This is a genomic window from Cobetia sp. 14N.309.X.WAT.E.A4 (genome assembly GCF_030397495.1).
Lineage (GTDB): Bacteria > Pseudomonadota > Gammaproteobacteria > Pseudomonadales > Halomonadaceae > Cobetia > Cobetia marina.
In genome coordinates this window covers 18,658-31,596 of the sequence record NZ_JAPNXT010000004.1, presented here as the reverse complement: position 1 = coordinate 31,596, position 12,939 = coordinate 18,658, and the positions used below count along the sequence as shown (strand labels likewise).

General features: G+C 62.8%; 11 protein-coding genes. 5 read left to right on the top strand and 6 right to left on the bottom strand.

All coding sequences use genetic code 11. The annotated features are described in order from the left end of the window. Positions 1 to 2 precede the first annotated feature (2 nt). From infB to pnp, 5 genes are all read left to right on the top strand, one after another. Positions 3 to 2,453 carry a translation initiation factor IF-2 gene (gene infB / locus OW493_RS07030; RefSeq protein WP_077379481.1) on the top strand — a complete coding sequence of 817 codons (2,451 nt, stop codon included), beginning with the start codon at positions 3 to 5 and terminating at the stop codon, positions 2,451 to 2,453. A gap of 27 nt (positions 2,454 to 2,480) precedes the next feature. Beyond that, a complete protein-coding gene (rbfA, locus tag OW493_RS07025; RefSeq protein ID WP_065392581.1) occupies positions 2,481 to 2,906 on the top strand; it encodes a 30S ribosome-binding factor RbfA in 426 nt (141 codons plus the stop codon). Continuing rightward, the gene (gene truB / locus OW493_RS07020) at positions 2,906 to 3,835 is read left to right on the top strand and encodes a tRNA pseudouridine(55) synthase TruB (protein WP_077379479.1); all 930 of its coding nucleotides are present in this window, start codon (positions 2,906 to 2,908) and stop codon (positions 3,833 to 3,835) included. Before rbfA ends, truB begins: the two co-directional genes overlap by 1 nt. Before the next feature lie 98 nt (positions 3,836 to 3,933). Further along, positions 3,934 to 4,203 carry a 30S ribosomal protein S15 gene (rpsO, locus tag OW493_RS07015; RefSeq protein WP_065392421.1) on the top strand — a complete coding sequence of 90 codons (270 nt, stop codon included), beginning with the start codon at positions 3,934 to 3,936 and terminating at the stop codon, positions 4,201 to 4,203. A 247-nt stretch (positions 4,204 to 4,450) separates the two neighbouring features. Continuing rightward, entirely contained in the window at positions 4,451 to 6,604 is a 2,154-nt protein-coding gene (pnp, locus tag OW493_RS07010) for a polyribonucleotide nucleotidyltransferase (protein ID WP_289863724.1), read from the top strand. Positions 6,605 to 6,716: 112 nt separating this feature from the next. Here the strand turns inward: pnp and OW493_RS07005 are convergent, their stop codons facing one another. The 6 genes from OW493_RS07005 to pcnB form a co-directional block, all read right to left on the bottom strand. Further along, complete coding sequence (locus OW493_RS07005) at positions 6,717 to 7,898, bottom strand: acetyl-CoA C-acetyltransferase (protein ID WP_289863723.1); 1,182 nt, start codon at positions 7,896 to 7,898, stop codon at positions 6,717 to 6,719. Between the two features lie 280 nt (positions 7,899 to 8,178). Continuing rightward, a complete protein-coding gene (panD, locus tag OW493_RS07000; RefSeq protein WP_077379473.1) occupies positions 8,179 to 8,559 on the bottom strand; it encodes an aspartate 1-decarboxylase in 381 nt (126 codons plus the stop codon). Positions 8,560 to 8,658: 99 nt separating this feature from the next. Beyond that, positions 8,659 to 9,513, bottom strand: coding sequence for a pantoate--beta-alanine ligase (panC, locus tag OW493_RS06995; RefSeq protein ID WP_289863722.1), 855 nt, complete (start codon positions 9,511 to 9,513; stop codon positions 8,659 to 8,661). Further along, on the bottom strand, positions 9,513 to 10,304 hold the full coding sequence (panB, locus tag OW493_RS06990; protein WP_289863721.1) for a 3-methyl-2-oxobutanoate hydroxymethyltransferase: 792 nt from the start codon (positions 10,302 to 10,304) through the stop codon (positions 9,513 to 9,515). Before panB ends, panC begins: the two co-directional genes overlap by 1 nt. Before the next feature lie 181 nt (positions 10,305 to 10,485). After that, the gene (gene folK, locus OW493_RS06985) at positions 10,486 to 10,983 is read right to left on the bottom strand and encodes a 2-amino-4-hydroxy-6-hydroxymethyldihydropteridine diphosphokinase (protein ID WP_289863720.1); all 498 of its coding nucleotides are present in this window, start codon (positions 10,981 to 10,983) and stop codon (positions 10,486 to 10,488) included. A gap of 29 nt (positions 10,984 to 11,012) precedes the next feature. Further along, complete coding sequence (gene pcnB, locus OW493_RS06980) at positions 11,013 to 12,413, bottom strand: polynucleotide adenylyltransferase PcnB (protein WP_077379465.1); 1,401 nt, start codon at positions 12,411 to 12,413, stop codon at positions 11,013 to 11,015. Between the last annotated feature and the right edge of the window lie 526 nt (positions 12,414 to 12,939).

The window sequence follows — 12,939 nt, the reverse complement described above, 5'->3', positions numbered from 1 at the left end:
ACATGTCAGAAATGACAGTCAAAGAATTCGCCAAGAAGGTGGGCCGCGAGTCAGCCCGCCTACTGGAACAGATGCACGAAGCTGGTTTGAAGCACAAGTCAGAGAACGACGCCGTGTCCGAGGTCGACAAGCAGAAGCTGCTTGACCACCTCACCAAGAGCCACGGCGGTGGTGCTGCCCCGGCAGCGCCGAAGAACCGCATTACCCTGACCCGCAAGACCAAGTCACGCATCAACACTGGCGGCGGTCGCGGCAAGTCCATCGAGGTGCAGGTCCGCAAGAAGCGTACCTACGTCAAGGATGGTGAAGAGCAGGCTGCAGATGCGCCGGCGACTGAGGCACAGGCTGCCAAGGCGCCTGCCGCCGAGAAGCCGGCTGCTGCCCCGCAGCGTGATGAGCGTCGTGGCAACGACAACCGTCGCGAAGAGCGTCCGCGTCAGAGTGCTCCGGCCGCTGCCGCTGCACCGGTCGCGGATGCTGCGCCGGAAGTCAATGCGCCGCCGAAGGAGCCGCGTGGTGATGCACCGCGTCGCGCCAAGGCTGCGCCGCGTGATGAATCACGTGATCGCCGTGAGGCCCGTGAAGATCGCAGCGAGCGCAAGCGTGGCGGGGCCAAGAAGGTCAAGCGCGCAGAGCGTCGCGGCGGTCGTCGTGGTGGTCGCGATACCAATCGCCAGCCGCCGAAGCCGGTCCAGACCTTCGTGCGTGAAGTCTCCATCCCCGAGTCCATCTCGGTGGCAGACCTCGCCGACAAGATGGCCGTCAAGGCGTCTGAAGTGATCAAGGCCATGTTCAACATGGGCGCTGCGGTCACCATCAACCAGACGATCGATCAGGAAACCGCGACCATCGTGGTCGAGGAAATGGGTCACACGCCCAAGCTGATCAAGGATGACGCGCTCGAGACAGCCGTTCTCGAGGGTATCTCCTACGAGGGTGAGCAGATCACTCGCGCGCCGGTCGTCACTGTCATGGGTCACGTTGACCACGGCAAGACCTCGCTGCTGGATTACATCCGCCGTACCAAGGTGGCCACAGGTGAAGCGGGTGGTATCACCCAGCACATCGGTGCCTATCACGTCGAGCACGACAACGGCGATGTGACCTTCCTGGATACTCCGGGCCACGCGGCGTTCACCGCCATGCGTGCTCGTGGTGCCAAGGCGACTGACGTGGTCATCCTGGTGGTGGCTGCCGATGACGGCGTGATGCCGCAGACCATCGAGGCTGTCGAGCACTCCAAGGCCGCGGGTGTCCCGCTGGTCGTGGCAGTGAACAAGATCGACAAGGAAGGCGCTGATCCGGACCGCGTGAAGAATGAGCTGTCCCAGCACGGCGTCATCTCCGAGGAATGGGGTGGTGATACCCAGTTCGTCCACGTTTCCGCCAAGACTGGCGAAAACATCGACGCGCTGCTGGAAGCCGTCCTGCTGGTCTCCGAAGTGCTCGAGCTTCAGGCCGTGCCGTCCGCGCCGGGTAAAGGCGTCGTGGTCGAGTCGCGTCTCGACAAGGGCCGTGGCCCGGTCGCGACCGTGCTGGTCCAGAACGGTACCCTGAAGAAGGGCGACATCGTCCTCGCTGGCCTGCACTACGGCCGCGTGCGTGCGCTGATCAACGAAGTCGGCAAGCAGGTCGATTCCGCGGGTCCGGCCATGCCGGTCGAGATCCAGGGCCTAGGTGGCACGCCGGAAGCCGGTGAAGAGTTCACCGTGGTCCCGGACGAGAAGAAGGCGCGTGAAGTCGCCAACTTCCGCCAGGGCAAGTACCGCGAGGTGCGTCTGGCGCGTCAGCAGAAGGCCAAGCTGGAGAACATGTTCTCCCAGATGGGTCAGGAAGAAGTCGCCAAGGTCAACGTCGTCCTCAAGGCCGACGTGCAGGGGTCTCTGGAAGCCATCCGTGGCGCTCTGGAAGAGCTCTCCACCGACGAAGTCAAGGTGGCCGTGGTCTCTTCCGGCGTCGGCGGCATCACCGGCACCGATGCCAACCTGGCACTCGCTTCCGAAGCGATCCTGGTCGGCTTCAACGTCCGTGCTGACGCTTCCGCCCGTGAGATCGTCGAGCGTGAAGGCCTGGATCTGCGCTACTACAGCGTCATCTACCAGCTGATCGACGAGGTCAAGCTGGCCATGAGCGGCATGCTGGCACCGGAATTCCGCGAGCAGATCGTGGGTGTGGCCGAAGTGCGCGATGTCTTCAAGGCACCGAAGATCGGCGCCATCGCCGGTTGCATGGTCGTCGAAGGCACCATGTACCGCTCCAAGCGCATCCGCGTGCTGCGTGACAACGTGGTCATCTACGAAGGCGAGCTGGAATCCCTGCGTCGCTTCAAGGATGACGTCAACGAAGTCCGCAACGGCATGGAATGTGGTATCGGCGTCAAGAACTACAACGACGTGCAGGTGGGCGACAAGATCGAGGTGTTCGACCAGATTCAGGTCGAGCGTAGCCTCTGATAGCGCCCCTGCGAGGAGAGATCACGGATGCGTGAATACAGCCGTACTGACCGCGTGGCGGACCAGATCCAGCAGGAGCTCGCGCTGTTGATTCAGCGCGAGGTCAAGGACCCGCGCCTTGGCATGCTGACGGTCAGCGCCGCCAAGGTCAGCCGCGACCTGTCCTACTCCGATGTCTACGTGACCCTGCTGGGTGACGACAGTCCGGAACGCATCAAGGAAAATCTTGCCGTGCTCAAGCGCGCGGCAGGTTTCCTGCGCTCCCAGCTGGCGCGCACCATTCAGCTGCGTCACGTGCCGGAACTGCGCTTTCATTACGATGAGAGCGTCGTTCGTGGCCATCACCTGTCTTCACTGATCAATACGGCGGTCGCTGATGACCGCAAGCGCAGTGCAGAACGTGGTGATGATGACAGCGAAGACGGTGCCCCGGGCACCACGCCGGACGCCTGATGGGCCGTCGTCGTCGCGGCCTGCCGATTGACGGCGTACTGTTGCTGGACAAGCCCAAGGGCATGTCCAGCAACTACGCGCTTCAGAAGGCACGCCGCCTCTACCAGGCACAGAAGGCAGGGCATACCGGCACGCTCGATCCGATGGCAACCGGCTTGCTGCCGGTCTGCTTCGGTGAGGCCACCAAGTTCTCCTCGCATCTGCTCGAGGCGGACAAGGTCTATCGGGCACGGATCAAGTTTGGCCAGGTCACCGACACCGGTGATGCGGAAGGCGAGATACTGCGTGAGCGGGAGATTCCCGAGCTTGCGGAGTCCGAGCTGGAAGCGGTGCTGGACCGGTTCCGTGGCGAGATAGATCAGGTGCCGCCGATGTACTCCGCGCTCAAGCACCAGGGACGTCCGCTCTATGAGCTGGCGCGCCAGGGAATTGAAATCGAGCGTGCAGTCCGTCGCGTTACCATCTACAATATGGCGCTTCTTGCACGGCACTCCGATGGTATCGAGATCGAAGTGGCGGTCAGCAAGGGCACCTACATACGCAGTCTGGCCGAGGATATCGGCGAGGCGCTGGGCTGTGGAGCCCACCTCACGGCACTGCGTCGTCTCAAGACAGGCCCGTTCACGGGTGATGCCATGCTGGATTTCGAGCGCCTCGAGGCGCTGGCAGATCAGCAGGCACGTGAAGGCGTTCTGTTGCCTGTCGACATCCTGCTCGATCATCTTCCACGTCTCGACATCACTGCCGAGATGGCTCGGAAGATATTGCGTGGTCAACAGGCTGAAACGACGACAGGGTCGCTGGAAGTGGACTCCCTGGCTCGTGTGTATCAGGACCAGCAGTTGCTCGGGCTGGTCCGGATTGCGGCGGAGGGCATCATCGCTCCTCGCCGACTGCTCAGCTCCGCTGTCGAGGCGGCGGCTGGGTGAGCTGATTGCGGCCTGGCCGCAAGCCGCATGAAGACTGCAAATATGCGTGGTCTTCGACATTTCTTATCTACCAAGCATATTGCTTACTGGAGAGACAGATGGCACTTACCGCTGAGAAGAAGGCTGAGATCGTTAGCGAATTCGGCCGTGGCGAGAACGACACCGGTTCCCCGGAAGTTCAGGTTGCACTGCTGAGCGCCAACATTGATGGCCTGCAGGGCCACTTCAAGGCCAACAAGCAGGATCACCACTCCCGTCGTGGTCTGATCCGCATGGTCAACCAGCGCCGCAAGCTGCTTGACTACCTCAAGCGCAAGGATTTCGAGCGTTACACCGCTCTGATCCAGCGTCTGGGTCTGCGTCGCTAATCAGCGATGTTGCCGCCATGCATTCCGGTGCATGGCGGGCCCCCGGTGGGCACAGGAAAACCGACACTGCCTGCGGGCGGTGTCGGTTTTTTTGTGCCTGATACCGTGGGGAGAAGCGGGCGGGCAATCGCCTCCCGATCCGGCTGCAGCCCGCATGCTGCGTGAGACTCACTCGCTTTTCATTGTCTGCGCCGCGCATTACCATGAGCGCCGGACATCGACGACATCAGACTAAAGGACATGCGCCGTGAACCCGGTTACGCACAGCTTCCAGTACGGTAATGACACCATCACGCTCGAGACCGGTCGCATCGCGCGTCAGGCCACCGGCAGCGTGATGGTGACCATGGGCAATACCTCGGTGTTGTGCACGGTAGTGGCCAGCAAGTCCGCCAAGCCTGGACAGTCCTTCTTCCCGTTGTCGGTGCATTATCAGGAGCGCTCCTACGCGGTCGGCCGCATCCCCGGCAGTTTCTTCAAGCGTGAAGGGCGCCCGACGGAAAAGGAAACGCTGACCTCGCGGCTGATTGATCGCCCGATCCGTCCGCTGTTCCCGAAAGGCTTCATGAATGAGGTGCAGGTGGTCTGCACGGTGATGTCGGCAGAGCGCAATGTCGATCCGGATATCGCGGCGCTCATCGGTACCTCGGCGGCGCTCAGCATCTCGGGTGTGCCCTTTGCCGGCCCCGTGGGAGCGGCGCGTGTCGGCTTCAGTGAGCAGCGGGGCTACTTCCTGAATCCCGGCTACAGCGAGCTTGCCCACTCCGAGCTGGACATGGTGGTGGCAGGTACCGAGCAGGCAGTGCTGATGGTCGAGTCCCAGGCGCAGGAACTCCTGGAAGACGAGATGCTGGGCGCGGTGCTCTACGGCCATCATGAGATGCAGAAGGTGATCACGGCGATCGAGATGTTTGCCGCCAAGGTCAATCGTCCCCAGTGGTCCTGGGTCGCCCAGACGCACGATAGCGTGTTGATGGAGGCGCTGGAGCGTGAGGTGGGCGAGGAGATCGGTGAGGCCTACCGTCTGCATGACAAGATGGAGCGTCAGGATGCGCTGGCATCACTCAAGGCTCGGGCGATTCAGGCGCTGGAGACGCAAGGGGATGCACGCTTCGAGGCGAGTGCGGTGGCCAGTGCCTTCGCTGCACTGGAGAAGCGCATCGTCCGTCAGCGCGTGATTGCCGGTGAGCCGCGCATCGATGGTCGTGATGCACGCACCGTGCGTCCGCTGGACATTGCCGTTGGCGTTCTGCCCAAGGCCCACGGCTCTGCGCTGTTCACTCGCGGCGAGACACAGGCCATGGTGACGGCAACGTTGGGCACCACACGTGACGCCCAGCTGGTGGAGGGACTGTCAGGTGAGAAGCATGATCGCTTCATGCTGCACTACAACTTCCCGCCTTACTGTGTCGGCGAGACGGGCTTCATCGGTTCTCCCAAGCGTCGTGAGATCGGTCATGGGCGTCTGGCGCGACGCGGGATCGAGTCGATGTTGCCTACCGTCGAGGACTTCCCCTACGCGATCCGTGTCGTCTCCGAGATCACCGAGTCCAATGGTTCAAGCTCCATGGCGTCCGTGTGTGGTGCGTCGCTGGCATTGATGGATGCCGGGGTACCGCTCAAGGCGCCGGTGGCGGGGATTGCCATGGGGCTGGTCAAGGACGCCGACGGCGTGGCCGTGCTGACCGATATTCTCGGGGATGAAGACCACCTGGGGGATATGGACTTCAAGGTCGCGGGGACGGCAGAGGGCGTCACGGCATTGCAGATGGACATCAAGATCGAGGGGATCGATGAGGCCATCATGGAGCAGGCGCTGGAGCAGGCCCTTGAGGCGCGCCTGACCATTCTCGAGCAGATGAACGCTGTCTTGAAGGGTAGCCGCGAAGAGGTGTCCGACAACGCCCCGGCGATGCTGTCGCTGAAGATCGCGCCGAACAAGGTCCGTGACGTGATCGGCAAGGGTGGCTCGACCATTCGCAAGATCTGTGAAGAGACCGGTGCCAATGTCGATCTCGACGATGACGGCAGCGTGCGTATCTATGCCGAGCACAAGGCCCAGGCCCAGGCGGCCGCTCACTATGTCGAGGGCATCATCGCCGAGGCGGAGATCGGCAAGCTGTACGCCGGCAAGGTCGCTCGCATCGCCGATTTCGGGGCCTTCATCACCTTCATGCCGGGCACCGATGGCCTGCTGCATATCTCCCAGATCGTCGAGGAGCGCGTCAATGACGTGCGCGATTATCTCAATGAAGGCGATGAGGTCGTGGTCAAGGTGCTCGACATCGACAACCGCAATCGCGTCAAGCTGTCGCTGAAGGAGATCAGCGAGGAAGAGAAGGCGGCTTTCGTGGCACGTCAGGCAGCCGAGAAGCTTGCTGAGGCGGCAGACGGCCAGTAAGGCCACCATCCCCTCAGCCCAATGAAAAGCCCCCGCCAGCAGGACTGGCGGGGGCTTTCTTGTCTCCTGGTGCCCGTGATCGCGGGGGCAGCGGGAGATCATCCGTGAGCGATCAGCTGCGCTCGATGGCCAGTGCGACACCCTGGCCGCCGCCGATGCACAGGGTCGCCAGACCCTTCTTGGCATCGCGGGCGATCATCTCGTGTACCAGCGTGACCAGTACACGGCAGCCGGATGCCCCGATCGGGTGGCCCAGCGCGATGGCACCGCCATTGACGTTGACCTTGTCGACATCCCAGCCCAGCTCCTTGTTGACGGAGAGCGCCTGGGCGGCGAAGGCTTCGTTGGCTTCGACGAGATCGAGATCTTCCAGGCTCCAGCCGGCCTTCTTGAGGCACAGGCGGGTGGCGGGAGCCGGCCCGATGCCCATGATCTTCGGGTCGACACCGGCGTTGGAGTACGCCTTGATGGTCGCCAGCGGCGTCAGGCCAAGTTCGCGGGCCTTGTCGACGGAACACAGCATGACCACGGCGGCACCATCATTGAGCGCCGAGGCGTTGCCTGCGGTGACGGTACCCTCCTTCTTGAAGGCTGGACGCATGCCGGCGAGTTTCTCGGCAGTGGTGCCGGCACGCGGGTTCTCGTCGGTGTCGAAGACGATTGGGTCGCCCTTGCGCTGCGGAATCTCGACCGGAACGATCTGGCTCTTGAAGCGGCCCGCCTCGATGGCCTCGCAGGCCTTCTGCTGGGATGCGGCAGCGAAGGCATCCTGCGCTTCGCGGGTGATCTCGTACTTCTCTGCCAGGTTCTCGGCGGTGATGCCCATGTGGATATCATTGAAGGCATCCCAAAGTCCGTCGTGGACCATGGTGTCGATCGCCTTCCAGTCGCCCATGCGCTTGCCATTGCGGGAGTTGGGCAGCACATGAGGAGACAGTGACATGTTCTCCTGACCGCCGGCCAGAATCAGCTGGGCATCGCCACAGCGGATGGCCTGGGTGGCCAGATGCAGTGCCTTCAGGCCAGAGCCACAGACCTTGTTGATGGTCATCGCCGGCACGCCTTCCGGCAAGCCTGCCTTGATGACGGTCTGACGAGCCGGATTCTGGCCGCAGCCTGCCGTCAGCACCTGGCCGAGCAGAACTTCGTCGACCTGATCACCGCTCACCCCTGTGCTGGCGAGGATATCCTTGATGACATGTGCCCCGAGGTCAGCGGCGGAAATGCCGGCGAGGCTGCCACCGAAGGCACCTACGGCGGTACGACGAGCTGCTACGATCACCACATCTTGCATCTGAACGCTCCTGTTCTCTCGCGAGACTGTCTGAGTCAAAGACGCTGCGCCCTGCACTGTCGAATCGGGTAGAGGGCTTGCAGCCTTGCTGATGCGAGATTCCAGCATAAGGCAGTGTTGTGCAATGCGGCAATCGTCAAAGCGTCGTGGGTCTGTCAGCCATTTGCCATACGTGCTCCGGGGGGGCGCCCCTTTGCGTGGCCATCAACGACGACGCCAGCTCCGCTTTCGCGGGGCTGGCGTCGTCGTTGCGTGTTTCATTGCCGTGGGAGGACGGCGATCAGGCCATCTGCACCGGAATGGCGTTGGCCGTGTGGCTGACCTCATTGCCTTCCATCAGATAGACCATGGAGGGCTTGTGGGCCTCCAGCTCGCTCTCTGCATAGTTGGCGAAGGCGCAGATGATCACGCGGTCACCGACGTCGGCCTGGTGGGCCGCGGCACCATTCACCGAGATGATCTTCGAACCTTCTTCACCGCGGATGGCATAGGTGGTGAAACGCTTGCCATTGTCCACGTTGTAGATCTGGATCTGTTCGTACTCACGGATGCCTGCCATGTCGAGCAGGTCACCATCGATGGCGCAGGAGCCTTCGTAATTGAGAACGGCATGGGTCACGCGGGCCATGTGCAGCTTGGCCTTGAGCATGATGGCTTGCATCGGGATATCTCCGGTTGAGCGCCGCCGGGCGCAGGAGGCCTTGATGACCGGAACGCGGGACACGGTCGTGAAGGCAGGGCGGCGCAGTCTATTCAGGCATCAGGCCACCGGCAAGGCGACCTTCAGGTTATCGAGCAGACGGGTACGTCCCAGGTGTGCCGCGACCAGAATCACGGCATCACGGGTGTCGTCCTGCACCGGGCCCAGGTCCTCGGCGCGGCGCAGTTCGAGATAGTCCGGCTTGAAGCCGCACTCGCTGATGGCGGCCAGCGCGACGCGCAGGGCCTCGGCAGGCGCGGTGCCACTTTCGAGGCTGTCCTTGAGCGCATTCAGGCATTGCGCAAGGCGAGGGGCGATGGCACGTTCTTCGGCGCTCAGGTAGCCGTTGCGCGAGGAGAGTGCCAGACCATCCTCGGCACGCACGATGGGCACGCCGAGGATCTCGATCCCGAAGTGCAGATCACTATTGAGCTTGCGGATCACCGCCAGCTGCTGGAAATCCTTCTCGCCGAAACAGGCGACATCGGGACGCACCAGATGGAACAGGATGCTGACGACGGTGGCCACGCCATCGAAGTGTCCCGGTCGGTTGCCACCGCACAGGCCTTCGGAGACCCCCGGGACCTGCACGTTGCACAGTCCGGTGCGCCCTTCGGGGTACAGCTCCGCTGTCGACGGGGCGAACAGCAGATCACAGCCCTCTGTGGTCAATGCGTTCTGGTCATCGACAAGCGTGCGCGGGTAGCTGTCGAGGTCTTCGCCCGGCCCGAACTGCAGCGGGTTGACGAAGATGCTGGCGACGACGAAGTCCGCCTGTCGGCGTGCCGCGCGCACCAGGGACAGATGGCCTGCATGCAGATTGCCCATGGTGGGCACCAGCGCGATGCGCAGGCCCTTGCGGCGCACCTCGGCCAGGCGCTCGCGCAGGGCGCTGATGTGAGTGAGGGTCTCCATCAGAAGGTGTGCTCCGTTGCCGGGAAGCTGCGTTCCTTGACGGCCCGATGATAGGCAGCGAAGGCGTCCTGCACGCTGCTGGCCTCAGCCATGAAGTTCTTGACGAAGCGCGGCTTGCGGCCCGGTGTCAGGTCGAGCATGTCATGCATGACCAGAATCTGGCCGTCCACCTCGACGCCTGCGCCGATACCGATCACCGGCACCTCGACCGCATCACGAATGCGTGCGGCGAGCTCGGCAGGCACGCACTCGAGCAGAATGATCGCGGCACCGGCGGCTTCAAGCGTGCGGGCGTCGGCGATCATCTGCGTGGCGCGCGCTTCCTCGCGGCCCTGCACCTTGTAGCCTCCGAAGGCATGGACATGCTGCGGCGTCAGGCCCATGTGCACGCAGACCGGCACGCCACGCTGGACGAGGGCCGTGACGGCCTCGGCGAGCCAGGCTTCGCCTTCCACCTTCACCATCTCGGCACCGGCACGCATCAGACGTGCGGCATGGTCGAGAAGTGTCTCGGTGCTGGCATTGCTCATGAAGGGAAGATCAGCCATGACCAGGCTGCCCTGTTTGCCACGCGCGACGGCCGCGGTGTGGTAACAGATGTCATCGATGGTGACAGGCAGGGTGCTGGTGTGGCCTTGCAGGACCATGCCGAGGGAATCGCCGACCAGCAGTACTTCAATGCCGGCTTCTCCAGCGAGGTGGGCGAAGGTCGCGTCGTAGGCAGTGAGGCAACTGAACGTCTCACCGTCGGCCTTGAGGCGGCGCAGGGTGCTCAGGGTGACGTTTTTCATCAGGAAGCGTACTCGTTGCGGCGCGTGTGCCTTGTCGTGTCCGTGGCGTCGGACGGACGACGTGGCCAGGATCGTCGCAGGCGGGGAGCCATGTGCGCGACCTGACAGGACGAGCCGGTGTTACCAGAAAGTGTTACCGAGCCACGATCAGTGGGCGCATCGGTAACAATGTGGCGAAACTCTACTCCCGAGGCCCGAGGGGGAGCAAGTCATCTCCTTCAACCCGCTGTGCCAGCGTCTCCAGGTCATCTTCGCTCAGGGAGGAAACGCGCACGGGGCCCAGCAGGTCCGCCAGTGGACGCAGCACGAAACCTCGTGTGAGCATCTCGGGGTGCGGCACTGACAGGCGCGGGGTAGTGATGGAGCGATCATCGAACAGTAGAAGATCCAGATCCAGGGTGCGAGGCCCCCAGTGGCGCAATCGTACGCGACGGTGCTGCTGTTCGAGTGCCTGCAGTTGATCCAGCAGCGCCAGGGGGGAGAGGCGTGTGGTGAGCTCGGCGACGGCATTGACGAAGTCAGGTTGATCCTGAGGCCCGACCGGCTTGCTGGCATACAGGTGCGAGTGGCGCGTGCAGCGGGTCAGCGGCAGGCGGTCCAGCGCCTCAAGTGCGCGCTCGAGTTGAGCGCGCGGATCGTCAAGATTGGCACCGAGGCCGATCAAGGCTGTCGAAGTCATGCGAGGTTCCTGCGTCGGCACGTCAGTGCTCAGCCTTGTCCACGACCATTGCGACGGCGCTTGCCGCGACGTTTGGTGCCCGCGGGCTTGCTGCCTGCCGGCCCCTCATCGGACACGCCTTCGATCATGGCGACCTGAGCACGGGAATCGACTTCCTGGAAGTCGGTCCACCACTTGCCCAGTCCCGGCTTCACTTCGCCGGCGAATTCCCGCAGCAGCAGGAAGTCATAGGCGGCGCGGAAGCGTGGATGCTCGCGGGTCTGGAAGGCGCGCTTGCCACGGCGACGCGGCAGCTTGGCCTGCATGTCCCAGATCTCGCGCATCGGGATGCTGAAGCGCTTCGGAATCGAGGTGTGGTTGAGCTGACGGGCGATCGCCTGCTGAGCCGCCTGGTGGGCGGCCGGGATGTCCGGCATGCCACTGGCGACCAGCTGGTCGGTGCGTGCCTTGACGCCAGGCCACAACAGCGCAGCGTAGAGGAAGGCCGGCGTGACCGGTTTGTCGTCACGGATACGATCATCCGTGCTCGCCAGCGCCTTCTCGATCAGCGGCATGGACCAGTGATAGTGCGCGAAGCTCTCTTCCGTTTCCGGGAACAGCATCTGGAACAGGCCGAACTCACGCAACAGGTGGAACGTTTCCAGAGCGTAGCCGGACATGAACAGCTTCAGCACTTCCTCGAACATGCGTGCCGGCGGAATCTGCAGCAGCAGCGGTGCCAGCTCGTACATCGGTTCGGCGGTGGCTTCCTCGATGTCGAAGTCCAGCTTGCCGGCGAAGCGGACCGCCCGCAGCATGCGGACCGGATCTTCGCGATAGCGCGTTTCCGGGTCACCGATCAGGCGGATCATGCGCGCTTCGATGTCACGCACGCCATGCGCCCAGTCGTGGATCGTGAAGTCGGACACGTCGTAGTAGAGGGCGTTGATCGTGAAGTCGCGGCGCAGCGCGTCCTCCTCGATGGAGCCCCAGACGTTGTCGCGCAGCAGCATGCCATCTTCCGACTGCTGGGTATGCTGGCTCGGCGTGCTGTCGGCAGGCTTGCCACGGAAGGTGGTGACCTCGATCACCTCACGGCCGAAGCGTACATGCACGATGCGGAAGCGTCGGCCAATGATGCGTGCGTTGCGGAACAGCTCGCGGACCTGTTCCGGCGTGGCGTTGGTCGCCACGTCGAAGTCCTTCGGGCGCTCGCCGAGCAGGGCATCGCGGATGCAGCCACCGACCAGATAGGCCTGATAGCCGCCGCTCTGCAGGCGATAGAGCACCTTCAGCGCGTTTTCGCTGAGCTGGCGGCGGGACACGGGATGCTCATCCCGCGGTATCACACGCAGGCTGGGCAGGGTGGCCTCGGGCGCGTCAGTTGCATTGAAAAGCGTCTTCAAGCGGTCACCGGGGCGTTGGAGAAAGCGGGTAAATCCTTTGAACATGCAGCGATTCGACTCGTGCGTAGCAGGCCGCCCAGTGTAGCGGAGGGCAGATACCTTGGCAAAGCGCCGGTCTGCCACTGATGGGCCGAGACTGCACTTCAAGGTGCCTGATGAGGGAAGAAATGCCTCTCGGGCAAGGAAAAAGGGAGACCGATTTCTCGGTCTCCCTTTCAGGTAGAGTACACGCATCCTTGAGCAGATGTTCTTTTTCGTGAAGGCGCATCGCCTTGAATACGCACCACAGTCGCCAATCACGCAGACAGATGAAGCTATTGTTGTTATCTGACCGTCTGTTCAGTGACCATCTCGTATTCAAAACAATCTTCCATTCACCGACGGCTGAATAGCCTCCCCCCGCGAGTTGTTGTTGGGTCGGGGGTGATCCGGGGTCGAGTATCTTGTTGTTGTTGGCACTCGAGGCCGGATTCGTCGCGTCCTGGTCAGTAGATTCCGGACTGCCGATATCTTGTTGTTGTTGGTTCGGCGGATGATGACGTGCGGCCGCTTGTTCTTGTTGTGGCTCCAG

Excerpts from the sequence above, each read along its gene's own strand:
- infB (WP_077379481.1), top strand. The coding sequence starts at position 3 with ATGTCAGAAATGACAGTCAAAGAATTCGCCAAGAAGGTGGGCCGCGAG.
- rbfA (WP_065392581.1), top strand. The coding sequence starts at position 2,481 with ATGCGTGAATACAGCCGTACTGACCGCGTGGCGGACCAGATCCAGCAG.
- truB (WP_077379479.1), top strand. The coding sequence starts at position 2,906 with ATGGGCCGTCGTCGTCGCGGCCTGCCGATTGACGGCGTACTGTTGCTG.
- rpsO (WP_065392421.1), top strand. The coding sequence starts at position 3,934 with ATGGCACTTACCGCTGAGAAGAAGGCTGAGATCGTTAGCGAATTCGGC.
- OW493_RS07005 (WP_289863723.1), bottom strand. The coding sequence starts at position 7,898 with ATGCAAGATGTGGTGATCGTAGCAGCTCGTCGTACCGCCGTAGGTGCC.
- panD (WP_077379473.1), bottom strand. The coding sequence starts at position 8,559 with ATGCAAGCCATCATGCTCAAGGCCAAGCTGCACATGGCCCGCGTGACC.
- panC (WP_289863722.1), bottom strand. The coding sequence starts at position 9,513 with ATGGAGACCCTCACTCACATCAGCGCCCTGCGCGAGCGCCTGGCCGAG.
- panB (WP_289863721.1), bottom strand. The coding sequence starts at position 10,304 with ATGAAAAACGTCACCCTGAGCACCCTGCGCCGCCTCAAGGCCGACGGT.
- folK (WP_289863720.1), bottom strand. The coding sequence starts at position 10,983 with ATGACTTCGACAGCCTTGATCGGCCTCGGTGCCAATCTTGACGATCCG.
- pcnB (WP_077379465.1), bottom strand. The coding sequence starts at position 12,413 with ATGTTCAAAGGATTTACCCGCTTTCTCCAACGCCCCGGTGACCGCTTG.